Annotated in this window: 16 protein-coding genes; 9 read left to right on the top strand and 7 right to left on the bottom strand. The window is 54.5% G+C overall.

Annotation, left to right across the window (positions count from 1 at the left end; translation table 11 throughout):
- Positions 1-33: 33 nt before the first annotated feature.
- The 8 genes from BXY39_RS08665 to BXY39_RS08620 all read left to right on the top strand — a co-directional run bounded on the left by BXY39_RS08665 (position 34) and on the right by BXY39_RS08620 (position 12,591).
- Complete coding sequence (locus tag BXY39_RS08665) at positions 34-3,186, top strand: efflux RND transporter permease subunit (protein WP_121938479.1); 3,153 nt, start codon at positions 34-36, stop codon at positions 3,184-3,186.
- A gap of 349 nt (positions 3,187-3,535) precedes the next feature.
- The gene (locus BXY39_RS08660) at positions 3,536-3,775 is read left to right on the top strand and encodes a hypothetical protein (protein WP_121938478.1); all 240 of its coding nucleotides are present in this window, start codon (positions 3,536-3,538) and stop codon (positions 3,773-3,775) included.
- A 521-nt stretch (positions 3,776-4,296) separates the two neighbouring features.
- Positions 4,297-5,013: a LuxR family transcriptional regulator gene (locus BXY39_RS08655; protein WP_170163720.1), complete on the top strand. Its 717-nt coding sequence runs from the start codon at positions 4,297-4,299 to the stop codon at positions 5,011-5,013.
- 998 nt (positions 5,014-6,011) lie between these two features.
- The gene (locus BXY39_RS08640; RefSeq protein ID WP_121938474.1) at positions 6,012-6,764 is read left to right on the top strand and encodes a hypothetical protein; all 753 of its coding nucleotides are present in this window, start codon (positions 6,012-6,014) and stop codon (positions 6,762-6,764) included.
- Between the two features lie 45 nt (positions 6,765-6,809).
- On the top strand, positions 6,810-7,583 hold the full coding sequence (locus BXY39_RS08635) for a GntR family transcriptional regulator (RefSeq protein WP_121938473.1): 774 nt from the start codon (positions 6,810-6,812) through the stop codon (positions 7,581-7,583).
- A gap of 43 nt (positions 7,584-7,626) precedes the next feature.
- Positions 7,627-9,693: an ABC transporter transmembrane domain-containing protein gene (locus BXY39_RS19705; protein ID WP_245999021.1), complete on the top strand. Its 2,067-nt coding sequence runs from the start codon at positions 7,627-7,629 to the stop codon at positions 9,691-9,693.
- Between the two features lie 277 nt (positions 9,694-9,970).
- Positions 9,971-10,747 (top strand): lasso peptide biosynthesis B2 protein, encoded by a 777-nt coding sequence (locus BXY39_RS08625; RefSeq protein ID WP_170163719.1) that lies wholly within the window; start codon positions 9,971-9,973, stop codon positions 10,745-10,747.
- Between the two features lie 14 nt (positions 10,748-10,761).
- A complete protein-coding gene (locus BXY39_RS08620; RefSeq protein WP_121938470.1) occupies positions 10,762-12,591 on the top strand; it encodes an asparagine synthase-related protein in 1,830 nt (609 codons plus the stop codon).
- Positions 12,592-12,967: 376 nt separating this feature from the next.
- Here the strand turns inward: BXY39_RS08620 and BXY39_RS08615 are convergent, their stop codons facing one another.
- The gene (locus BXY39_RS08615; RefSeq protein WP_121938469.1) at positions 12,968-15,577 is read right to left on the bottom strand and encodes an alpha/beta hydrolase family protein; all 2,610 of its coding nucleotides are present in this window, start codon (positions 15,575-15,577) and stop codon (positions 12,968-12,970) included.
- A gap of 50 nt (positions 15,578-15,627) precedes the next feature.
- Positions 15,628-18,906, bottom strand: coding sequence for a TonB-dependent receptor (locus BXY39_RS08610; protein ID WP_121938468.1), 3,279 nt, complete (start codon positions 18,904-18,906; stop codon positions 15,628-15,630).
- Between the two features lie 375 nt (positions 18,907-19,281).
- Between BXY39_RS08610 and BXY39_RS08605 the strand changes: the two genes are divergently transcribed.
- Positions 19,282-19,551 carry a hypothetical protein gene (locus tag BXY39_RS08605; RefSeq protein WP_121938467.1) on the top strand — a complete coding sequence of 90 codons (270 nt, stop codon included), beginning with the start codon at positions 19,282-19,284 and terminating at the stop codon, positions 19,549-19,551.
- 474 nt (positions 19,552-20,025) lie between these two features.
- Here BXY39_RS08605 and BXY39_RS08600 read toward each other — a convergent pair whose 3' ends face one another.
- The 5 genes from BXY39_RS08600 to BXY39_RS08580 form a co-directional block, all read right to left on the bottom strand.
- Entirely contained in the window at positions 20,026-20,307 is a 282-nt protein-coding gene (locus tag BXY39_RS08600) for a hypothetical protein (RefSeq protein ID WP_121938466.1), read from the bottom strand.
- A gap of 576 nt (positions 20,308-20,883) precedes the next feature.
- Positions 20,884-22,029, bottom strand: a complete 1,146-nt coding sequence (locus BXY39_RS08595) for a FecR family protein (RefSeq protein WP_170163718.1) — start codon at positions 22,027-22,029, stop codon at positions 20,884-20,886.
- Positions 22,016-22,732: an RNA polymerase sigma factor gene (locus BXY39_RS08590; protein WP_170163717.1), complete on the bottom strand. Its 717-nt coding sequence runs from the start codon at positions 22,730-22,732 to the stop codon at positions 22,016-22,018. Before BXY39_RS08590 ends, BXY39_RS08595 begins: the two co-directional genes overlap by 14 nt.
- Before the next feature lie 554 nt (positions 22,733-23,286).
- Positions 23,287-24,183: an S-formylglutathione hydrolase gene (gene fghA, locus BXY39_RS08585; RefSeq protein ID WP_121938463.1), complete on the bottom strand. Its 897-nt coding sequence runs from the start codon at positions 24,181-24,183 to the stop codon at positions 23,287-23,289.
- Positions 24,180-25,295 (bottom strand): S-(hydroxymethyl)glutathione dehydrogenase/class III alcohol dehydrogenase, encoded by a 1,116-nt coding sequence (locus BXY39_RS08580; RefSeq protein ID WP_121938462.1) that lies wholly within the window; start codon positions 25,293-25,295, stop codon positions 24,180-24,182. The genes fghA and BXY39_RS08580 overlap by 4 nt, the downstream gene beginning before the upstream one ends.
- Positions 25,296-26,166 lie beyond the last annotated feature (871 nt).

Here is a 26,166-nt window from a genome sequence, read left to right as displayed (position 1 = left end):
GTTCAAACCAGACACAGACAGACGTGAGCACCCATGAACCTCAGTCAGATCGCTTATCTTTATCGGCCTGTGGTCTATACGATGACCGTGGTGCTGATGATATATGGCATTTTCAGCTATTTCTCCCTGCCGACACGGGAAGATCCGGACGTCACCATTCGTGAGGCCGTGGTCACCACGCGCTATCCCGGACTGTCGGCGGAGCGTATGGAACTTCTGGTCACCAAAACCCTGGAAGAAGCGATCCGCCAGATGCCGGAAGTGGAGGAAATCCGGTCCACGTCCATGGCTGGCGTGTCCATCATCCATGTGGAGGCGCACGACCGCTATTTCGATCTGGACCAAATCTGGGATGACCTGCGCACCCGGGTCTCGGAAGCACAGGCAGGCCTGCCGGAGGGCGCATCCACCCCGGTGGTCAATGACGATTTCGGCGATGTGGCGGTCGTCACCGCCGCGCTCACGTCAGCGGATTTCACCATGGCCGAGATGTTCGACATGGCGCAGCATGTCCGCGATACGCTGTACACGGTGGATGGTACAAAGCGGGTCGATATTCTGGGGGCCCAGCAGGAACGGATCTATGTCGAGGTGCAGAATGCCCGACGCACGGAGTTGGGCATTTCGCAGAAAATACTGCAGGACACATTGGCGCAGCAAAATGTCATCCACCCCGGCGGGGAAATAGACACCGGCGTGCGCGCCTTCATCATCGAACCAAGCGGCAATTACCGCACGGTCGAGGAAATCGGCGAAACCCTGATCCGCCTGCCGGATACGGGCGGCGTGGTGCCCTTGCGCGACCTGGCCACCATCCGGCGCGGCTATATCGATCCGCCGCGCCAAAAGGCTTATTATAACGGCAAACCCGCCATTCTGTTGGCCATCGCCATGCTACCCGATTACAGCGTGCTGGATTACGGGGCCCGGTTGAAAGCGGCCCTTGGCACGCTTGGCGAGGGGCTGCCTGTCGGCTATCAGCTGGATATCGTCACCTATCAGGCGACACAGGTGGCCGGCGCCGTTTACGGGGTGACGGCGAATGTGTTGCAAACCCTCGGCATCGTGCTGGGCGTCGTCATCCTGTTCCTGGGCCTGCGCACGGGGCTGATCGTCGGCTCCATCGTACCGGCGGTCATGCTGGTCACACTTGCGGTCATGGGCTTTTTCGACATGACCCTGCAACGGATGAGCCTGGCGACACTGGTCATCGCCCTCGGCCTGCTGGTGGACAACGGCATTGTCATCGCCGAGGATTTCAAGCGCCGCCTGGAAGGCGGCGCGGACAGGGACGCGGCCTTACGGGAAACCGGCGGGGAGCTGGCGATCCCTCTGCTGTCCTCGACACTGACGACCATTCTGGTCTTTCTGCCGCTGATGCTGGCTGAGCATGTGGCCGGGGAATATACCCGCTCCATATCGATCGTCATTCTCATCACATTGCTGACATCGTGGCTGCTGGCCATGATGCTGACGCCCAGCCTGTGCCACCGTTTCATCAAAATCGACCCCGAAAACACAGGCAACAGGCCGTCCGCACACAGCGCACCGGATCGCCGGGGCGACCAGGGCATATCCCAGCGCCTGTTCACAGCCATGAATGCGGGGTATGAACGTGTTCTCATCCGCATCCTGCGGCGACGCTGGCTGTTCATGGGGGGCATGGCGGCCCTGCTGGCGGCCTCTATCGCCGCCATGTCGGTGGTACCGCAGAAATTTTTCCCTGATTCCGACCGGGCGCAGGTGCTGGTTTATCTGGACATGCCGGCGGGGGTATCGGCCAATGCCATGGACCTGCGCATGCAGGAGGTTTTCGCGGCGCTGGAAAACCCGATACGGTTTCCGCACATTGTCAGCCATGTGGGCTATGTGGGTTTTGGCGGGCCACGGTTCGTGCTGTCACTGACACCGGTGGATTCCGCTCCGCACAGGGGGTTCATGGTGCTGAATATCGATGACTTCACCGCGATGGAGACCACCGTGACGGCGCTGCGCCAGATGTTCCACGAAAGCTTTCCCGGTCTGGACGCCCGCGTGACCGGCATGTTCCTGGGGCCCAGCGATTCGACCAAGGTCGACATACAGGTGCGCGGTCCCGACGCCGATTTCCTGTACCGCACAGCCGAGGAGATCGAAGCGATATTCGCCCGCCTGCCGGGCGCCATCGATATCCGTCATGACTGGGAAAACCGTATTGCCAAGATCGCCGTCCGGGTGGACCAGGCACGGGCACGCCGGGCGGGGATCACATCGGCGGACATCGCGGACTCCATGGCCAGCTATTTTTCCGGACAGCAGATATCCGAGTTCCGCGAAGGCGACGATATCTTTCCCATCATCGCAAGGGCCGAGGGCCAGGAACGCACCGATCTGGACCGGGTCAAAACCCTGAATATCTTCACCCGGGATACGGGGGTGTCCGTCCCGCTGGTGCAGGTGGCGGACTTTGACCTGGAAAACGGGTTCTCCCATATCCAACGGGAAAACATGGTCCGCACCATCACAATAGAGGCCCGCAACACCCATATGACGGCGGAAGACATGGTGCCCCTGGTCCAGGACGATTTGAACCGGCTGCGGGCCACCCTGCCCCCTGGCCACAGCATCGAATTCGACGGCGTGGTGACACAGTCCGCGGAGGCACGCCAGGCGCTTGCCGCCAACATCCCCTTGTGTATCGGAGCGGTCCTTATTCTGCTGGTCACCCAGTTCAATTCGTTCAAACGGCCTGCCATCATCGTCATGACGATCCCCCTGCTTTTGATCGGCGCGGTGCTTGGCCTGTTCACCATGCAGGCGAATTTCGGTTTCATGGTTATTCTGGGCCTGTATTCGCTGGCCGGCATCATCATCAACAACGCCATTGTCCTGATCGACCGTATCGACATTGAACGGCGCGAAGGCGGTAAGGACGCACACACGGCCATCATCATCGCATCGGTAAGGCGGCTGCGGCCGATCATCATGACAACGGTGACGACCATTCTGGGCCTGTTGCCTCTGATCCTGTTCCAGGACGCGCTGTTTTACGGCATGGCCTGTGTCATCGCCTTCGGCCTGCTGGTGGGAACGGTCCTGACGCTTGGTGTGGTGCCCATCCTGTACAGCCTGTTTTTCGGGATTACTCCGGTACCCGCATCGGGTCCGGTAGATATGGCCAACAGCCCGGCACCGGCCTTAAAGTAAGGGCCGGGCCCGTCTTTCAAGGAAATGTGCGCTTTTCATGCTGCCGGTGCAGGCTGGACGGCGCGGGAACAGTTTCCACACCGGTACCGGTTAGTTTCTGGATAGTTCTTGGGCAGACTCGCGGCAGTCTCAACCACGGCCACCAGAATGACACGCGCATATGTCCAGCTGTACAGAGGTTGCTCGAAGCAACCTGAAGAGGCAAAATTATATACCAAAAACCATGGGTTGATGCATCCTGCGGCAGGCAGGCCACAGTCTTTTCAATATGCAACAAGCTACAAGATTGTAATTGCAAACAATGGCTCTTTTGGAGGAGTGAGAGATGGGATCATCATGAGAGCCAAAAATGAAAATTGCGCACGAAAAGCGTGAAGGCCGGCCCGAACAGCCGGAAGAACCATCGCATTGCCTGCACACGGTCACATCGCCGGCGGAAGCGGCGGATGTGCTGCGCCAGTGTTATGACGCCCCGACCGCAGAAGCACAGCGGCGGCGGCAGGCCGCACACCGGGAAGGCCGGCTGGCCGACGCTGATTTCTGGGCGGATGTCTGCACCACCCTGGAGCAAGGGCTCCAAACCGACTAGGCAGCACTATCCCGCCGTTTACACGACACTGCCGCAATCGCCCCCACACTTGACCGGCCCTGCGCCCGCGCGCCCTAGGTGCGTGGGGCAGGGCTTGCCATATTAGGACCACAATCACACCACAATGTGCGACTATAGATAGATTGATAGTAAAAATTTACGCGTAATAAGATAGGCTATTGGCGTTTTTTGCTATCCAGAGTATTAAGTCAAGGAAGCGGACTCTGGTCTTGATCATGGCGGAGACAGAGACCCGCAAGCGGCGAAATAAAAGACGACCAAACGGTTTGAGTCTTTCAAGGCAGGACAGGGCCGGCGCATCAATGCCCGGCCCATATATGATCTGTCCTTCAAACCTTGCACTGTGTGGGGGTCTTCCGTTTCCGAACTGACCGGACTGGCTGTGCCGACGCTGATTGTGCGGGGGCTTGGAAACAGCCGACGCCGGCATACATCAAAGATGTTTCATACGGATATCGCGCGCATACCGTCATCCGCCAGCCGCCATGATGGAAATGATGATGCCAGGTCTTGAACTGGTCGAAAACTTCATCACCAAGATCAAGACGGTCGACACGGTGGATGACCTGCGGCGGGCTTTTGCCAGCGAGATCGCCCAGCTTGGCTTTGGCAAGCATATCTGCATTTCACTGGTGGATATGAACAACCCGCCGCCAAACGCCATTCAGATTTTCGATTATCCGCCGGCATGGATTGAACGATATAAACGCGAGGGTTATTTCCGTGACGATGTTGTGCTGAAGACCGCTTTCAGCAATATCGGCCCTTACAGATGGAGCAGCCTGGACCGGTCCGACAAACGCAACCGCCGGATTTTTGCCGAGGCGGAACAGTATGGCATCCGCGAAGGCATGACGGTGCCCGTCACCCTGCCCGGCCATTATCCATGCTGTGTCAATATGGCCGGCGCCCACACGGATGTGGACCCGGCCACATTCCACATCCTGCACCTTCTGGCCGAATACTATGTCCTGAAAATCGTTGAATTGACGGGGCGGCAGACACAGCTGTTCGATCCACCGTCGCTGACACCGCGGGAACGGGAATGCCTGGTGTGGATGGCAAAGGGCAAAAGCGATTATGAAATCGGCCGCATCCTGTCAATTTCGGCCCGCACGGTGAACGGCTATATGGAAAATATTCGCAAGAAATTCAATGTCAGCACACGCACCCAGGCCGTCGCCCTGGCGGTATCGGGCGGCCTGGTCATACCCTGAACCCAGCCCCCTTGTGAAACAGGCCCCCGCACAGGGCCCCGACGGCGCGAATCCGGCTGGCCGCCTTACAACCTATTGGACAATTCCAGTGGTATTCCCGAAAGATTGCTGAGAGGCTTATAACATCATAAATATTTGATTTTTATATATTATTTCTTTTTCAGGTATTTCTACGGGTTTCTGAAGACCGCGTTTATCCGCACACTTCTCCGGTAAATGCAACTGTTCAGAGAAGCCGATGATTCACGTCGTCACCCACATCCGCCGCCAGCGATACGGTAAGCAACCGGACCGGATGTTCCGCCATCGTCGCACAGTTTCCGCCGAACGGTCGCCATGGCCCTCTGCCCCGGCATGGACAACGCCGCAAGCCGTAGCGCCGGCAGTCCGCAACCGGACGGGCATGGCCGCGAGGAGATCGCCGCCCCGGTCACGTCGAAAAATATGGGCCGAACCGGCAGCACGATACGATCGGACACCGCCGTCCGGCCGGAAGAGGCCCCGCTGACCCGGCCGCCTGACAAAGCCGCCTGACAAAGCCGTCTGATGCGGCTGACGAGGCGGGCCTGACCGCCAGCGACTATCGATGTTAAGGATATACAGATGCCGTTCCACATCCGAAATGGTACCATCACCACCCTTCAGGGGACCACCTGGATGTCAGCACCGGCCCCGTACAGGAGCGCAAACGCCGTCCCCTGTTCCCCAAGCCGCAGCACGCAGGGCGGAGAGGCCGCGTTTGACGACAGCCCGCCCGACCAGGCCGCCTATATACCACCTGGCCAATCTTCCGGTACATCGGCGCCGGCCACCGGGTTGGGATACCCGTCCCATGGCGGGGATGCGGGCAAAACCCGGACGCCGCAGCAACACACACCAACGGACCGGACCACGACCGCCGCGGGAGGCCCCAACCGGATAAAACCCGGCCAGACCCCCCAGGGGGCCAGCGGCCGGCTGGCCGCGTTTCGCACGATGACGGCCCGCGAGACGGCCCTATGACCAGACCTGTCCGTTCCACCGTCACCGGACAGGCCATGCACACCGTCCCGGCCTATGGCACGGCAGGGGCGCTGGACATTCTGGCACGCCATATTTCCCCCGCCACGCGGGCACTGGTCGCCCAGATGTACGCGGCCACCGACACCGTGACCGGCAGAGAGGTGCGCGAGGCCCTGGACGACCTGATCCGGCGGGTTCTGGAGGGGAACAGTCCGGCCTGGGACTGCGTCAAACCGCTGTCACACCACGAACTGACGCACCTGTACGACCACACGGAAACCATCCTGGACCAGGCGCTCGACAGGCTGATGAAACGGCCGGGTCTGTTCACCCCGCTGACGGGGCGCGCCGGCGGGGATGCCGATGCCGTATGCAGCCAGACCACCCACATAAGCGAAGGGCAAACCGGCGGAAACAATACCGACCGCGTCCCAGACAGCGATACAGGCGGCCCCTGTGACGCAGACAGACAGGGAGCTGTATCTCTGGCCGGCAGAACGGGCCGTTTTTTCAGCCACATCGCCAGCCTGCACGCGGATGCAGGGGCGGCCAAAGCGATCCATGCCGGCAACAGAAAACTGTTTTACGCCCGCCTGTGCGAAGGCGTGCTGATGACTGACGGGGACGGGGAGTTGAGCACCCTGCACAGCCTGTATGGGGGCAGGCGGATCGGCGCGCTGCGGCGCGCGATCAAAACCTATCACGGGCGGCGGTTTCAGCTTTTACCCAGGCTGATGACCCTGCTGTGAGCCGAAGGAGCCCCTTGATATCTGAACGCGATTGGGACAGGAACCATGCAGACACTGACAGACCCGAACAAAACACGCCCGAAGACGACACAGCCGCAGCCGCCGCACCGGGACGGAACACAACACCATGATGATGTGCCGGACGCCAAGGGCCATACCGGCGTCTATGACGCGATCAAGGCCATGGTCATCACCCACGAGCTGGGCCCCGGCGCACGTATTCGCCTGGAACCGCTGGCCGACCGGCTGCGTGTCAGCAACACCCCGGTGCGCGAGGCGCTGATCCAGCTGGCCGCCGAACGCGTGATCAGCGACATGCCCAAGGCCGGCTTTTTCACCAAGGACATCTCGGAGGCGGAAACCCGCGACCTGTACCGGCTGGGCCAGCATCTGCTGGACTGGTCGCTGGCGGCGGCCACCCGCAACCGGCAGATTCCGGGCCTGTTGAAACCGCCGAAACTGTTCGACATTGGCGACCGGCTGGCCGACCTGCCCGCCGGCTCGATTGTGGAGATGATGGACGACCTGTTCAATCACATCGCCCGCCAGTCCGGCAATGCGGACATTGTGCATATGACCGGCAACATCAATGACCGCACCCATTATATCCGCCTGCAGGAATGCACCCTTGTGGAAGACATGGCCACTGATGTGGCGGCCCTGTGCGCCCTGTATTATGCGCGAGAGCTGAAAGCACTGCGCCCGGCGCTGAACGATTTTCATGAAAAACGCCTGGCCCTGCTGCCGGATGTCATCCGCGCGGTGCGCCAGGCCCGCACTGAGCGCCATATCCGCGCCCTGCAAAAGCAGCGGCCGTGAAACCGGCACCCCTGCGCCCTTACCGGCCAAAGGACACCCCCCCATGCCCCACGCCCGGCCCGTATCCACTGAACCCGCATCCACCCCGCACACCCGCACACCCCCCGCACGCACATCAGCCGAAGGGCGGGCACCTGCCGGGGCGCGCGCCGCGAGACCCGCTGACGGGGCCAATGAGGGCAAAGGACCGCTGGCCGGCGCCGTCGCGCTGGCGCTTGCGGAAACCGACGGATTTATCCGCGCGCGGCTGGGAGCGGCCGTGTTTCTGGTTTTGGTGACCGCAGTCCTGGCCGGGTTGGCGCCGGTGGCGCTGAAATATGCCGTGGACGGTCTGGGCACCGGGCAGGCAAGGACGGTGGCGCTGACAGGCGGGCAGGCCGTGGCGCTGGGCCCCGGCCTGCTGATCGCCCTGTATCTGGGCGGATTGTGGGCATCGCGCACCTTTGGCGAAATGCGCTGGTATCTGTACGGCACGGCGGACCGGCGGCTGCACCGCAATTTAAGCCGGCGGCTGCTGGACCATGTGATCAAACTGCCGATGAGTTTCCATCTGGACCGCAAGACCGGCGCGCTGAACCAGACACTGGTGCAGGGCCTGGCGGGGTACAGCATCCTGTTGAACCATGCCATTTTCACCCTGCTGCCGGTGCTGGTGGAACTGGCGATCATCGGCGCGGTCATCGCCGCCTTTCTCGACAGCGGGTTCGTCCTGATCCTGATCGGGTCCATCGCGGCGTACGGCGCCGCCTTTACCCTCGGCGTGCGGCAGATTATCAGGCCGAGCCGCGCGGTATCCACCGCGCAGGTCGATGCCTTTGCCAATATGACGGACAGTATTCTCAACACTGAGACGGTGAAATATTTCACCGCCGAGCGGGAAGTGAAGGCGCGCTATGACACCGCCCTGAAAAAGTCGGAAGCCGAATGGCGGCGCTTTTACCTGCGCAAATCGCTGAACGGCGTGCTGGTGGCCTGTGTGTTCGCCCTGTCGCTGGGGGCCGCCATTTTTCTGGGCGTGTCGCAGGTGACGGCGGGCGTCATGACCGTGGGCGATTTCGTTCTGGTCAATGCCTACATGCTGCAGATCGTCAAGCCGATGGAAACCCTGGGCGCGGCCTTCCGCGACATTGCATATGGCGCCGCCTTTATCGAGAAGATGGCCGACCTGATGGCGCGGGAGCGGGAGCCCGGCAGCCTGCCGGAGGCCGACACACACCGGCCGCCCACCAGGAATATCAGCGCGGCGGCCCAGGCCGCGCAAGAATCACAGGCCACGCAGACACTACGGGGCGATATGGGCGCCGCGGCCGGCGCCGGCGAGCTGGTGTTTGACACGGTGCGCTTTTCCTACCTGCCCGGCAAACCGGTGCTAAAGGGCATCAGCTTTACCGTGGGCCGGGGCAAGACGGTGGCCATTGTCGGCGGCAGCGGGGCGGGCAAATCCTCGATCATCCGCCTGCTGATGCGGCTTTACGATCCGGACGGCCCGTCAGGGGCGGATGGGGGATCCGGCGAAAAGGGGGGCGACATCCGCCTGAACGGCGTGTCCACACGGGCCCTGCCGCTCGACGCTCTGCGTCAGGCGATTGCGATCGTGCCGCAGGACACCGTGCTGTTCAATGACAGCATCGCCTACAACATCGCCTTTGGCCGGCCCGGCTGCGCGCGCGGCGAGATTGAGCGTGCCGCCAAACTGGCCCATATCCACGACAGGGTGATGGCGATGCCGGACGGCTATGACACCATTGTCGGCGAGCGGGGGCTGAAACTGTCCGGCGGGGAAAAACAGCGCGTGTCCATCGCCCGCGCGGCATTGAAAAACCCGCAGATCTTCGTCTTTGACGAGGCCACATCATCGCTGGACAGCCGGACGGAACGGGACATTCTGGACAATCTGATCGCGGTTTCCAGGGGCATGACCACGCTGGTCATCGCCCACCGCCTGTCAACGGTTGTCCATGCCGATACCATCATCGTGCTGGACCAGGGCCGCATTGTTGAACGCGGCAGCCACAGCGCCCTTCTCCAACAGGGCGGCCTGTATGCCGCCATGTGGCACACACAGCATCAAGGGAATACGAACAGTCTGAGCGAAAAGGAAATCGCGTAAATTATATCAAATGAAACTCAAGTTTTCATATCAGCATTTCGGCTGAATATTTTGTCATGACCAAAATATAAAAGAATATTTTTCCGATATATCGAACAAACCAGTTACCACACCCCGGTATTATTAGAAACCATTTTTCAGGATGTGGTGTAACACCGTGACTATATCTGGTCACCATCGGCGGCACCCGCCCTGAGAATGGACGACATACCGGGCCCGGCACATGGCGGCCCCCGCACCGGCAGGCCCTGCCCCTTTGCACGTGAAAGGACCGCACATGAACATGATGGCCACGGACACGGTTGCCCCGCCCCGTTATTTTCTGGCTGAACATATGTTCCCCTGTTTTGTCGACGGCGGGGTGATCCTGCTGGACCTGCGGCATGACCAATATGTGGGCCTGGACGATGATGAGGCACGGGCCCTGCAAACGGTTCTGGGCCTGCGCCATGTATCCGGGCACGACACGGCCACGCCAGGCCGGAAGGACGGCGGCACACTGGACCTGGATCGTTTTTGCCGGGACATGGTGGCCAAGGGGGTGCTGACGCAGGACGCGGCCCACGGAAAACAGGCCGAAACCGTCACGGTTTCCTGCCCGCCGCTGGATCTGACCGGATATGACGTGACGAAAAAACGCCGGGTGCGGCCCGGTCATGTGGTCACCCTGGTGAAAGCTGCCATCGGCGTCAGCCTGGGCATGCGCTTTACATCGCTGGAAAAGGTGATCGCCCGCGTGCGCCGGCGCAAACAGACCCATGCGGCAAAGGTGCGGGCCGGCCAGGCCCCGGCAACGCCGGACCGGGAACGGGTACGGGAACTGGTTGAAATTTTCCGTCTGGTGCGGCTGTTCCTGTTCACGTCAAAGGATTTCTGCCTGTATGACTCGCTGGTTCTGGTCGATTTCCTGGCGCCGTACGGCATATATCCCGACCTGATTCTGGGCGTGAAAATGGGCCCGTTTCAGGCCCATGCCTGGGTGCAGGACGATACCTATATCTATAATGGCTGTATCAGCGACATCGATCTGATGACGCCGATCATGGCCGTGTGACGGGGGAAACGATCATGTACCGGTATATCGCCCTGTCCTGGGACCACACCATTCCCGCCGCTGCATCAGCGGCCGGGATGATCGCCGCGCGCATTAACGCCGGGCCGCTGACATGGGACACCGCGTTTGACAGCCCCGGCCTGCTGGTGCTGCACACCGACCCGAAGGAAGGGTGCATGCAGGCCTATCCCATTATCGGCAAGGACGGCCGGCAACGCGGCGTCGTTACCGGCAAACTGTTCGACCGGCCCACGGCGGATGACCAGCCCATGGCCCCCAATGCCCATCTGGACATGGCACAGTCCCAGCGCATTCTGGACAGCCGGGGCCAGGCTTTGGTCGATCATCACTGGGGTCGGTATGTGGCCTTTGTCCATGATGAACAGCAGAATGAACGCTGGGTGGTACGCGATCCGATCGGTCAGTTTTCCTGCCACTATATTCCCCATCAAGGGGTGGATATTTTCTTTTCCGATATGGAAACCATCGCCAATTTCGAATTTTTGGATCTGTCTTTAGATTGGGAGAATATCGGACTTTATTTGAAATATTTATTCTTAATACGCAGCAGTACTTGTTATAAAAAAGTCACTCAATTAATGCCCGGCGAACGGCTATCCATTATGGGCGACAAGCGCATAATCGAGCAATTATGGGACCCGGCCACCATATCCCAAACGAATATGATCGAGGATGTGGAAGAAGCTGCCCGCTTGCTGCGCACTATGACGATGAATTGCGTCGCCGCCTGGGCCGGCAATTATGAGCGGATCTTACACCGTATCGGTGGTTTGGATTCCTCCATCGTATTGGCCTGCCTGACACAAATGGATAATCCGCCAGATATTACTTGCTTCACCTATTACACAACCGGGGCACTAGACGGGGATGAAAGAATTTATGTTCGTATGGCAACAGAACATATGGGTGTTTCTTTATTCGAACAAGAACGGTCTATATCGAAAATAAACATGGCTCGTTTTAAAAACGTTTACCATAGTCCCATACCTGAAAATTATTTTCATGCCGTTGAGTTAAGTGACTTTGAGTGCGATCTAGCAAAAAAAACTAGAGCCCAAGCATCTTTTACTGGAATTGGTGGGGATCAAGTCTATATGGCTCCAGTTCAGAATCATGGCCCCAGCGATCACATAAAAACAAAAGGAATAAATATTAACACATTTAAATATATAATAGAATCAGCGCAAATTCAAAATATTTCTATTTGGAAAAGTTTAAAAAATACTTTATTTGATTTTTTTTCAGAAAAAAAATTCGATGCTCATATAAACAATAAATTAACTAACTCACCATTAATAAGTCAAAATATAGCTGAACCTATTAAAAACATAGAACATTGGTTTGATTCTGATAATCAAAAAATACCAAATGGTAAAAAACATCATCTTTATTTTTGTAGTTTATCTCTAGATTATAGAGGTTTGTTCCTACCACCACACCACGTGACACCTGTTGATCCAATAATGTCTCAACCATTATTAGAATTATGCTTTCGAATTCCAACCTGGTTGTTAGCAAAAAACGGAATGCAAAGAGGTTTAGCGCGCTATGCATTTGCCGAGCATTTACCCAGAGAAATTATTTGTCGCGAATCTAAATCAAGCGCTGTATCTTATTATAAAAATCTAATTTCTAAAGAAAGAGTTTTCTTAAGAAACTATTTAATGGAAGGTTTTCTGTCAAAAAATAAATTAATTAACCATGAATTAATTGATAAATATTTATCTGATGATAAGGCAATCTCTGAAGTACCAATAATATCTGCATTAATAAACATTGAATCTTGGACTCAATCAAATTCAAAATTGCAACATAGCATCTAAAATGAAAACACTAGGAAATGTTTCTGGTATAACAAAGTGGAGTATACCTCATCAATATATAGAGGCTGATGGACAGCATACTCAAAGAAACTAGATAGTGTGCAATATAAATTATTCATTATTATAAAAATATATTACTTTTATTTTCCCACAAAAATATTGCTCTATCAATTAATATTTAAGTGTCGAATTTAATTCGATATTATCATCAAACAAAGGAGAGTAAGATGATTGACCTTGGAAAAGCCTCTGAAGTTACCAAATTCATCGTTGGAGTACCGGGTGAAGCTGATAACACCCTGAGCCTCAGCTAAAAAAAGCAGGGTATATGGTGGTTAAATTCATATACCCTGCATTTAAATCAAAATGGTAAAATTTATTTCAAGTATTTGTCGTACCAATTGATTACAGATTCAATTTTATGTCGGATATTAGCCGGGCTTGTTGGTATATGCCCCTCTCCTCTATACTCTATATAAATTGCATCTTTTCTTAAACGCCTAAGCGCAGAAAACATCTGACGATATTCACCAGCATCTTTGACATCTAAATCAGAATGTATAAGCATAACTGGCGTTGTGATCTTATCAACGGAAAAAAAAGCGCTCGCAGCAGTATATCTTTGTGGGTCTTCCCAAGGCCTCGCGCCTCCGAGATATAATTCATTTGCAGGAATTTCAAAAAAACCCATTTGGCCATAAGCAGCTGTAGGACCTGTTACAGAATCTATAAGAGACACGGTACCATACATACGAGCAAAATTGGCGGCACCATATGAAGATACCGTAGCTTTAAAGCGATCTGTTTGGGTTAGCATCCACAGACTGCCAATCCCCCCTAAACTAACGCCATAAAGCCCAATCCTATCTGGATCAGCATAGCCTTGTGCCACTGCTGCATCGACAGCTGACAAAACCATATCGGTTAGGTTTCCAAAAGGAAAAGCCCGATCTTCAGTAGAAAGTAAATCGACCGCATGATCGGTATACATAACTATATATCCACTCGCTGCGATAGGAGCCATATTCAAAACAAGCCAGTCTGACGATGTTAACGAAGGGCAACTCCCTTTTAATTGCGGGTAATCCCAAACAATCATCGGATAAGTATTATCTGGATTCCAATCTGGAGGCAAAATCATACAACTATTTAATTTTCTTTGATTTTTCCCGTTTTTATATGTGTATTCAATAATTTTCTTATGCATTTTTTTGACATTTTTTAAGTGTCCATTAATTTCTACAATTTTACTTTTCTTTTTATTTTCTATATTTAAAATATAGTATTCTGTAGAATATTCTTTTTTCTCTGATACAATCGCCACTTTAGAATCAAAAGAAATAGACTTTACATCTGTATCATCGTATGTTTTTTTAAATAATCTACTATACAGACCAGTAATATAGTTAAAAGATACAATCCACACATCGCCTTTTTCTTCTGATTCTAGTATTATATCGGGGTTCAAATTTTGAGATGCAGCCAACCTAGCCCTTGTCGTATTAATATTAGGCGCCGAAAGAGAGGTAAAAATATCTCTTGTTAAATTTTGCTTACTGCCGTCAGATTTAATCTGCCATAAATCTTTATCTGCAAAGATAACAATACTATTATTATCCTCACCTAAAATTTCAAAAGAAATCTTTTCAAAATTCGATGTTAAGTTTATGTGTTCACCATTTTCCGCCAAAAGATACCAATCTGGCCTACCCACTTCTATTGGTCCTTGCTCAGAAAGCTCTCCCGCTATATGATAAGTACTTGGTCTATATTCTTTCTTTATAACGTTACTTATTATGGGTCGCGCAAAGACTGCCAGTCTGTCACCAATCCAAGAAGGACGGTCAGGCCCCGCCAACATACGATTTGATGATACCGGAGCCAAGTCAAGGCCATTGTGATTTATATAATATGCTATTTTTTCATTAACATTGTAACGTAAAAAACGCCCTTTGTGCCAAAAATCATCAAAAGATTTCACAAAAAACAATAAATTCTGACTATCCGTTGACCATTCTACTCTCGTAGAAAAAGCATCACATTTCTCACAAACTACATTTTTTTTGTATCCCATTTCAATATCGAACACCACTGGTTGCAAACGATATTTCGTTAATGGTACAGCCATAACAGGATAATCTGGATCTAATAGCAATTCACCGCCATGCCTATGTGCCGCTAAATAACGACCATCCGGTGATAATCGCAAACTACTGTAGAGGCCATCAGCAATTTTTATGATTTTACCAGTACTAGCATTTACTAATAAAAGTGATCCATCTCTGAAATTATTAGCAAAATCAGTATTTACATCTTTACCGATTGGACTACTAGTCAAGACTTGAGCAGTTACAGTGTCGCCACGCCATGCATTCTGCCAATCAGCAAACAATTGCTTTTTGGCCGTCTTAGCTTTTAAGGGAGGTGAAACTTGCTGTCCTTCCAGGAAGGCTGAAACTATAAACTCGTCTGGAGAAATCCATATGGGATATGTCGAAATCCGAGAATCGAGATTTGGCTCTATTGGCAGCCAAAATATTTGATTCAAATTAAAATCAAATACACCTAAATCAATTTTCCCGTTGAAAATTCTATAAACGATAATACGAGAACCATCATCATTGAACCCGTTATTAGGTATAGTCGACCAATCACTTGATCCAGCATTTAAAAAGTAACCTGCTGCATCTTCTTGTGGAAATAAAGGTTTAAGGCCTTCCTCGCCTTTCCAATCAAAACTATACAGTTTTGTTTGATGTGAAACCGTTAGAGCATGAGCGCTAAAATCGCTAATAGAATGATAAGGCGGCATTTTTTGAAAAATAACTCGTTGCCCATTTGGGCTAAATATAACAGTTCTAATATCTTCTATCTGTAAGAGATCATCAATACGAAATGAGTGCTTTTCATTATTTAATGCATGCAAACCTGAATTGCATACACCCAATAATAAATTTAAAAATATAATATAAAAAAAATTTTTCATCAAAATATTACCTATTTACGATATCAAATACTTTACATAGAATATTTATACTACCAAGTTTTGATGATATTGAATGCTACGAAACGACCTAAGGGATTGGCATTTGCAGGATCAAAACCGATAGCCGAATCTAGAATCAGGCTACCTGCGTTATTATTTACAAATGGAGGGTCATTATCAAATAAATTTATTATATTTACAGAAAACGTTGTATTTTTTAAAAAAACATTCGAATTATCACCCCCTAATTCATAGCTTATGTTAAAGTCTACTGTTGAATGTGATTTAATTTTTCTTTCTGGAGAACTAATTCTATCTACATAGCTATCTGTATAATTGAAAAAGCTCGTTGCAGTTATACCATTTCCATTATTCCAGCTGACACTGTTGCGCATTCGAAGATCAACAGGACTATTGAGAGTATCAACTCTATCTATAGATTCAGCAGCAGGATTAATTGACTCTTCAAAATCAAAAATATAACTCCCATTAACTCGAAACATAAAATTTCCTAAACTATTAGTATCAAAGCTATATTGACCTGAAAAATCAAGACCAGAAACTTTTGTTTCTGCTGTATTATTAAAACGACCGTCAATAATAGAATTTATTACACCTTCGGTACAATCCGCAAATACTGTAATATTTTGATTGTTACAAATAGCATCTAAATCTAATTGACTAGGATTGCGCGTAATTAGTTCACCAAAAAGCTCTTCATTATCAGGGCTAGATAATGCACCAAAAACGTCACCACCCCGTCCTATAATGCGGTCTTCAAAATCAATATCAAAATATGTCACGTTTAAGGCTAAACGTGGCAAGGACACTGGCACGAAATCAGCTCCTATTGTCCAAGTTGTTGCTGTTTCATTTTCAAGATCAGCATTTGAGCCAAGATAGAGTAATTGTGTAGATGTTCCATTTTGAGATAAATGATCTGGAAGTATACGCGCTATAGCGCCAACTGAACTTGGATTTACGTCAAGTTCTAAGAAATCTGGCACTCTGAAAGAAGTGCCAAAACTACTACGAAAACTGATTCCCTTTATTGGAGACCATAACAATCCTAATTTTGGATTTGTAGTACTTGCATCTACTATTCCTCCGTAATTCTCATGCCTTAGAGAGGCAGATAACAATAGTTTCTTAAATCCAGGAATTCCATTTTCTTCTGAAAATAATGGTATATTAACTTCACTAAATATTGCAGCTACATCTCGTTTAAAATCAGAGTTAGAAGAAAAATTGTCACTCCTAATAAGCTGGGTTTCAAAAGTTTCTTCACGGTACTCCACACCAAATACAGCCTTCACTTCACCACCAGGAATATCGAATAAACTGCCACTCGCCATAGCATTCGCTATAAAGGTAGATGTCTGCGAATTAATATCCGTCACAAGATTAATCTGATCTAATGTAGCCGGATCAGTATTGCTACCATCACCAAAAGGATTAAATGCACTTCTTGGATCAGAGTCTGCAAGTGCTGCAGAAAGAGCAGAAAAATTTATAAACCCACTACTCGTAAAATCTCTCTTTCTTTCACCATAAAAACCGTAAGCATCAACATACCAAGTATCACTGAGAGCGATCGTCATACCCAGAAGGCCAGAATAATTTTCTATTTCCCCAAGTTCAGATATGGGCCCCAAGTCTTCTAAAAAATCATAATCAATTAGAACTGGTAAATCATTATCAAATGGGTTTACAAAAAATGGATTTGATGATGGAACACTAAGTGTTGAAGCTTGACGCCCTCTATTTGTCGCAAATTCTCTCAGTCCGTAATTTCCTTCAAAAAAGAACTCAATTTCTTCATCAATTGATTGTGAACCAGAGAGAAAGAAGGTATGCCTTTCTTGCCTTGGCAGTTGGTCTTGACCTTCATTTTGGTTACTCAAATTTACAACATTTGGTAATAAATCGGTAATCTGCAAATTAGTACCATCTTGTCCTTCAGGAATAGCAAACACAGGTTGACGCGTCACAGGATCCAGGATGTTTCCCGGATTGCTACGGCTGGTTCTGAAATCATCACCACCAAAGGCAGTCAAATCGGTAGTGGCTGTAAAGTCCCGATCAGCCCGCGCCAATGGATCCCGCTTATAATACTCATAGGACAGAAGAGCGTGTCCATTATTCCATGTTGTGCCGAAAGTCTGTCCTAATTGGTATTCCTGAGTATCACCATCCGTCACGGTTCCGAAACGCAGACGGGTTTCAGCGCCCTCAAAATCATCGCGTAAAATGATATTCGTTACTCCGGCAATAGCATCGGAGCCATAGACAGCGGATGCTCCATCAGCCAAGACTTCAACCCGTTTTATCGCCGTAGCAGGAATGGTGGAAATATCGACAAAACTTCCATCTGAACCTGCTGCCGGCACACGTCGTCCATTAACAAGCACTAAAGTGGCACTGGCCCCTAAACCTCGCAGATTAATAGTCGAAGCTCCGCTCTGATTTATCTGTGTAACCCCCCCCTCATTCACGCCACCACCAAAATTCTGCGGCAGGGCCTGAAGGATTTCCTGTGTGGTGGCGAAACCGCTTTGGTCGATTTCCTGACGGCCAATGACGATAACGTTGGAGCCGGCCGACACACCGACCCCGCGAATGTTGGAGCCGGTGACGCGAATCTCCTCGACCTCTTCCTCGTCCAGGTCATCGAAGAAGCTTCTGGGGCCGCCATCGTCATCCGCATTGACGGGCCCCTGCTGCGACACCTGGGCACCGTAGGCGGCGTCCGTCTGGCGGTTCATCGAGGCGACGGAGGCATACTGCACGCGGGCGCCGGTGTCCGTGCTGGCACCCAGGTCACTGGCACCGATGGGGACGATGTGGATGCGGCCGCTGTCATCCTCGCGGTATTCCAGACCTGTGCCCTGCAGCAAGCGGCGCAGGGCCTCGCCGCGCGGCATGGTGCCGGTGACGGGGGTGGCCTGTTTGCCGGTCAGCAGATCCTGCGAGACAAAGATGCGAGCGTCCGCCTGCAGAGAGAAATCGATCAGGGCCTTGTCCAGGGGGCGACGGCTGAGGTCAAAGCGGGCGGTTTCCTGCAAGGGGACGGCACCGGTGCGCGCACCCTGCTGCCCCGCAGCGTCCGCCGCCGCATCCGCAAGGGCCGCCGACCCTTGCGCCGCGGACAGGCCGATGGCCAGCGCCATAACGGACACAGAACCGAAAACCGATCTCAGACACGTCGATCTCAGGGGCACCGATCTCAGGCCTCTTGGGCTTGCCGTCGTCATTTTCTGTTGAGCGGTCTTTTTTGGAGCAACCGCCTTTATCATGGTGCCCTGAAATATATTGCCCCGATCCGTCATGGTCTGCCCCCTGAGCCCGCGAGTATTAAGTTTTACTCGCACATATAAAATTTTAGGTTGTTTGATAACGTTACGATTTTGTTATCGATAACAACTGCTTACACAGACGCACGCAAATCGGAGAGCGACACCTTTTGACAAATAAAAAGTTTTTTCTTGTATCCGGTGTCGATAAGGGGGGCCGATACGTCATCTATACAGTCTGCATTTTACCAATCCTTTCGCCTAGACGGCGAATTACAACTCAGCTACTGTAGAGTTGATATTGGCAATACATAATGGTGTGGCAGCCCGATACAGGCCGCCATGGCATCACGGGGAAACGGCCGCAGTGTGAGACAGAAACCTTCCAGTCCATCCCATGGGGGAGACGTTATGGCCACAAGCGGCGTGTCGGCCCCCTGCCGCAAGGCCGGCCGGATCGAAAGCGAACCCATGGATCTGCACCCACGCGCGCTGATGCTGCTGACCATCATGGCGAGCCGTGACCTGGAACTGGACGCGGCCGCATCGGTTCTGGACATGAGCGCGGAAACGGCGCGGCGCCATATCGCGGACGCGAAGGCGGCACTGGGCACCAGCACAACCTGCGGCGCGATCTATCAGGCGATGAAATGGGGTCTGATCGACAAAACAAAACTGTGAGCGGACTGTGGCCGGACGGGCCGGGCGGCACATGGCCCGCCCGCGCGGCGGACGGGCACAGTGTAGGAGGGCCCTAACCACGGGCTGATCCACACGGGTTGTGGGATTTTAGCCTCGGCGGGCGGCAGACCTACCTGTGACCGATGGCGGCAGCCACACGCATCGCAAATGGCATGGACACGGCAGATGGTACGGCGGGCGACCACCAGCGCAGACGCGGGACTTCCGGGACCCCGGACGCGCGGCCGCACAAGGGGCGTTGTCAAAGAGTATATTGGGCCGCAGGGTGTATTGGAGGTCCAAAAAGGCTTGGGGGCATTAAAAAAGGGCCGGCATGATCAAACATGCCAGCCAGTAAACCTGTTTCAACGCGCCTGATACCGCAGGGCGGCCCGGTCAAACTAAAACACCTGCCGGTCAAAGACCGATACGCAGACGACCAACGCCCGGTCAGGTCCACCGATCAGTGGCTGATCAGTGACTGGCGCCGGTGCCGAGACCGACGGCGCAGGCCCAGTCGTCAGCGACGGCGCTTTCCTGCGGGGCGGGCAAGCCGTCGCCGGTACCGAGCAGCAGCTTGACCTTTTCCCAGAAAAAATAGTCTTCCATTTTGTTTCGGGCCAAGGCGCGCTCCTGCCGGCGCGCCACATCGGCGCCGGGATTGTCCGGATAAATCCGCCGTAACACCGCCGCAACCTCTTCCGGTGAGGTGAGGTCGCTGACACCTTTTGGAAAACATTTGGTCAATGCGTTCATGTCTACCCCAGTTTTACTGAAAACCTGTCTATTTTCTCGCAAAGGTATAATTAGACCGGTCAGGTCATCAATAATACATTTCTGTTACTGCGGCCAAAAGACCCCCAGAGTTGTATGATCTGAACAGGCGGCAGCACCGTCGTTACCACCGCAACCCCCTGACAGGCCGTATATAAAGAGTTTTCGTGCCGTCCATAGCGGCGGGGACGCCACATGGCCGGGGCCACGGCCGGTCTGTTTTGCACACGCCGGGCGGGTACCATCAGAAAACAATCAAAACGATTAATCACAAGACCGAAAAGCGTATGCTCCACACCCGCACGCCGAGAGACACCGCGTTGGAGAACCGGGTGTGTAGGGCGGTGCGGGCACTCGGGGCACATGCCGTGCCGGAAACGCCCAGATGCGCCGGGTCAATCCAAGTCAGATCGGGCCGGGACAGATCGGAACCGGGACAGATCGGGCCGGGCCACCGTGCACCGTGTCAGACGGCGAAGGCATGAAATACCGGACCGGCCAGCAGCCCACGCAGGCCCCCGAGCGCCGGGGTTCCACGCGTCAGTCAGGGCGTGCGCGTTAACCGATGGTGGTTTCCAGAGCCGTGGCGGCGCTCGGGGTGCTAGCGGGCACGGCATCGGGATTTTGGCGGTGGGCCGGAAGACTGCGGATCAGGATGCGGCTGTTGCCCTGGCGGATCAGTTCCACCGGCAGATAGGCCGGCAGGGAGTCCACCACGCTGTCGATTTCATCGGTGCGGAACACCGAGCTGAAGCGCAAATCCGCCAGATCGTCGGATATGATGACCAGTTGGCCGTGATAATAGCGATTGATGTCGGCAATGATGTCGGAAAAGCTGGCGTTTTCGTAAATCAGGCGGCCATCCCGCCAGGCGCTGGGCGGGGCGGCGATGTCTTTGACCTGATCAGCGCTGATGGCGGTATCGGTGGTGGAGACGATCTGCTTGCCCGCGGTCAGGACGGCGGCGGGAGCCGGTCGGTCCGCAACATCGCTGTCAACCGGGCGGGTCGGGGCACCCGATTGCCGGCGGTTCGCCGGGCGGCTGACCTCGACCACACCTTCCTCGACCGCGACACGCAGGCCCGACGGCCCGCGGCGCATGCCGAATTTGGTGCCGACGACCCGGACCAGGGTCTCGTCAGCCTCGACGAAAAACGGGCGGGCCGCATCGCTGGCAACAGAAAAGAAGGCCTCCCCCTCCAGGAGGCGGACATGGCGGCCCCCGTCCGTGAAGCGCACATCGATGCGGGAGCGGGCACCGAGCGTAACGGTGCTGCCATCGGCCAGAAGGACATCACGGATTTCAGCCACCGCCGTGGTATGAACCTGCGGCGCCGGCGGTCGCAGGGTGACAAGGCCGGCAAGCACAACGGCCAGGCACATGGCGGCCAGGCCTGCCACGGCGACGCGTGGCACAGACCAGCGCCCATGGGGCCGAACCGCGTCCAGAAGGCCTGTGATCACCCCGGCCAATCTTTCGCGCCAGGTGGCCGGCCCCCTCAGGACGGCGAGATCATGCGCGGGAATTTCCCCGGCCAGCGCGGCGGTGCGCGCCACCCGCGCATAAATCTGGTCATGGCGGGGGTCACGGCGGCGCCACTGTTCAAATGCGTCGCGGGTTTGCGGGCTTACATCGGCATCTGTCAGTTCGGCAACCCAGTCATACGCTTCCGCCCGGATCCTGTCGTCGTCATGTATCGGCATGGTCATCTGAAAGGCTGGTTCCCGACATATTCATAAATTCATCCAGATCACGGACCGCTTTGGCAACATGCTTTTTGGCGGCGGAGGGCGATATACCCAGACGCCGGGCGATTTGCGCACACGGCACGCCGTCGATACGGTGCATGATAAAAATCTGCCGCCGCTTGTACGGCATCCTTTTCAAGACCTGTATGATGCGTTGCAAGTCTTCCCTGTCGCTGGCGATCTGTTCCGGCGTGATCTGGTGCCCTTGCGGACCGTCATGCTGGCGCACGGCCTCGGCCTGGCGATAGGCATTGAAGGTGTTTTCCCGGCGCTGCCGGGAAATGATAACATTGTGGGCGGACCGGCGCAAAAACGCCTTGGGGTTGGCAATATCCTCGGTGTTGTGGGATTTCGCGATATTGACGAACACCTGCTGGACAATGTCGTCCGGTTCGCTTTCGCGAAAGGCCGCCCGGATATAGGCGTACAGGTATTTTGCATATTTGTCGTACAACTGGGACAGGGAATAGCCCTTGCCGTCACCGGCATCGCCCGCATGACCATTGGCCGCGCCATTACCAGAAGAGGGACCAGAAGATGGGCCGCCATTGGCCGACGGGGCGGCCGACCCGTTCAACCCGGAAAGACCGGGTGCAATATCGCTGTCATCGTCAAAACCGCTCAGGTCCAATGCAGGATCAAGCTGTAACCCTCTCACGTACACAACCCCTCTGAAGCCCGGATACCTGCCTTTCACATTGGCCTCGCAAGTATCCTTCACACCCCCGCGTTACCTATACTTTAATTCTGCCCGCAATTCTCGCATTTTTCTCTTCTGAGGTGCGTTTTCTACAATATACAACCTGAAAATGTGCTTATGATGTCTTTATTTATGACAGTTGTACAAATAATACTCATTGGTATTACAGTCAGGCTCAATAACAGCATTCTGGCAATATTATGGAACACTCTCCCTTCACGTGTGAATAAACTATGAAAAGGCGATTATAGGATTCAATAGTCCTGAAACTGACACAGGTCTCACCGGGAAAATCACGGGCTTCGGCAGGGGAATGCCAAAGCCGGAAATCCGGCATGAAACTGGCCGCCTGCCGACGGACTTCAGACCATGGAAACCGGACAGGGGGGCTGACTTTCAGGGGTGCAGCTGCGGAAGACTGCGCCCCGGACACGCGCCAGGGGAAGAGAGACGGGGCTGTCTCCCGCATATGGCAGGCCGTTCACAGATAAACAGTGCTGGCAGGCCGTTTTCTAAAGGTGGGCGGCGTGCCAGCGCAGATGGTCCTCGATAAAGCTGGCGACGAAGAAATAGCTGTGATCGTAGCCGGGACGCAGGTTGAGGGTCAGTGGCTGGCCGGCATCCGCACAGGCCTCCCGCAGCAGATGGGGCTGCAGTTGCTCGTCCAGAAAGGGGTCGGCCGCACCCTGGTCGACCAGCAAATCGGGCAGGCGGGCCCCATCCCCGATCAGGGCGCAGGCGTCATGGCCGCGCCAAGCCGCCCGGTCCGGCCCCAGATAGCCGCTGAGCGCCTTTTGCCCCCACGGGCAGCGGGACGGTGACGCGATGGGGGCGAAGGCGGACACGGAGCGGAACATGTGCGGATTTTTCAGCGCGATGGTGATGGCGCCGTGGCCACCCATGGAGTGGCCGGATATGGCACGGCGGTCCATGTCGGCCGGGAAATGAGCCGCCACCAGGGGCGGCAGTTCATCGCGGATATAGCTGTACATGCGGTAGTGCCGCGCCCACGGCGCCACCGTCGCATCCACATAAAAGCCGGCGCCGAGGCCGAAATCATACGCCCCGTCCGGATCGTCCGGCACATCATCGCCGCGCGGGCTGGTGTCCGGCATGACCAGTATCAGGCCCAGTTCGGCCGCCACACGCTGCGCCCCGGCCTTCTGGGTGAAATTGTCCTCGGTGCAGGTCAGACCCGACAGCCAGAACAGGACCGGAAACGGCCCGTCGCCCGGCGGCGTGAACACGGCAAAACGCATGGCCGTGCCGGTGACGACGCTGTGATGGGCATAGGTGCCCTGCGTGCCGCCGAAACATGTCGCGGTGGCGACCGTCTCAAGGGCGGCGACTGTTCCGGTCCCGGAACCGTTTTCCTGGCCGTTTTCCAGAATATTATCCGGGGCGGTCATGCGTATTGCACCACGGAGCGGATGCTTTTGCCCTGATGCATCAGATCGAAAGCGTTATTGATGTTGTCCAGCGGCATGGTGTGGGTGATCAGGTCGTCGATGTTGATCTTGCCTTCCATATACCAGTCGACGATTTTGGGCACGTCGGTGCGGCCGCGCGCCCCGCCGAAGGCCGAACCCTTCCACACCCGCCCGGTGACAAGCTGAAACGGCCGGGTGGCGATTTCCTCGCCCGCCTCGGCCACGCCGATGATGATGGACTGGCCCCAGCCACGGTGACAGCATTCCAGCGCCTGGCGCATCACGTCCACCTTGCCGGTGCAGTCGAAACTGTAATCGGCGCCGCCGTCGGTGGCATCGACGATAGCGTCGACAACCTTGTCCGCGCCAACCTCAAGCGGGTTGATGAAATGGGTCATGCCGAATTTTTCCGCCATGGCCCGCTTGGCCGGGTTGACATCGACGCCGATGATCCTGTCGGCGCCGACCATGCGGGCCGCCTGGATCACATTGAGGCCGATGCCGCCCAGACCGAACACCGCCACGGTGGCGCCGGCCTCGACCCGGGCGGTGTAGATGACCGCCCCGATGCCCGTGGTGACGCCGCAGCCGATATAGCAGATTTTGTCAAAGGGCGCGTCCTTGCGCACCTTGGCCACCGCGATTTCGGGCATGACGGTGAAATTGGAAAAGGTCGAACAGCCCATATAATGATACAGCGTCTCGCCGCCGAGGCTGAAGCGGCTGGTGCCGTCCGGCATCACCCCCTGCCCCTGCGTCGCCCGGATGGACGTGCACAGATTGGATTTTTGACTGAGACAGGTTTTGCATGTGCGGCATTCGGGCGTGTAGAGCGGGATCACATGGTCACCCGGCTGGACACTGGTGACGCCGGGTCCGACGTCGCGGACGATGCCGGCGCCCTCATGGCCGAGGATGGAGGGGAATATGCCCTCGGAATCCTTGCCCTCCAGCGTGTAGGCGTCGGTATGGCAAATGCCGGTCGCCATGATTTCCACCAGCACTTCGCCCTGTCTGGGGCCGCTCAAGTCCACCTCGTCGATCACCAAGGGCTGGTTGGGTGCCACCGCAATGGCCGCGCGTGTTTTCATGAACCTTGTTTCCCTTCATGCCGGATCGGAAAAGTCGCAAAGTACCTGGAGCCTTTCCCAATCGTCGGACAGTATGACAGCCGTAAAGTGCCTGCCGGACGGCAAAGCCCGGCCAGACGCCCAAGTGTGTTCGGACCCGACCACGGATCAATCCGCTGCGCGTTCACGGTGCCAAACCCTTGGGTTTCTGATGACGGACAGGGAAGACCACGTCAAGACAGGTTTCGCACCACACGTCTCGGCCGGTGCGCGCGGCCGCATCCGGCTTGCTCTGCCGTATACTTCATTTCCGCGCTTCAGCCTTTCAGCCATGATAGCCCTTGAATTTTAAGAGGGACCCTCGCGCCTATGACAAAACAACACCTCCTAATCCCCTCACCTGCGGAAACAGATATCTGTATCACAAAGGGTTGATAGCCTTGTGATGCCACCCCATCCGCATAGGAGACAAAGCCCGGAATCCAAGGAAAACAGCGGTTCACCGAGAGGCCCTTGGCGGAAAAAACCCAACCCCCGGTTTTGTCTGCAATTCCTCTTCATCTACAATTCAGAACCGGCGCCATAGCCTTTCCCTCCGGCACAGCCCTGTTCCCTTCTGACTACATCGCTTTAAGATTGCTTTTTTTCGTGAGGAAATGACTAAAAAACGGGTGTTATAGTCATAAAAACCCACGCAAAAATTGACTGATCGCCATATTGGTTTAGCCATGGAACCGCTGGGGACCCCATAAAATCACCGGGAACACCGGGACCAGGAGACTGGGATTGGGAAGACTGGGCATGTGGGAGCAACAGAGTGCGTCGCGCAGCCCATTGTCCGTAGCTTGGCGCGACACCCCAAGGTACGGAAGCAATGTAATGACGGAGCACG

This window comes from Eilatimonas milleporae, from assembly GCF_003688555.1.
Lineage (GTDB): Bacteria > Pseudomonadota > Alphaproteobacteria > Sphingomonadales > Kordiimonadaceae > Eilatimonas > Eilatimonas milleporae.
Note: the sequence above shows the minus strand (reverse complement) of the source record. Positions and strands in the feature narration are given on the sequence as shown.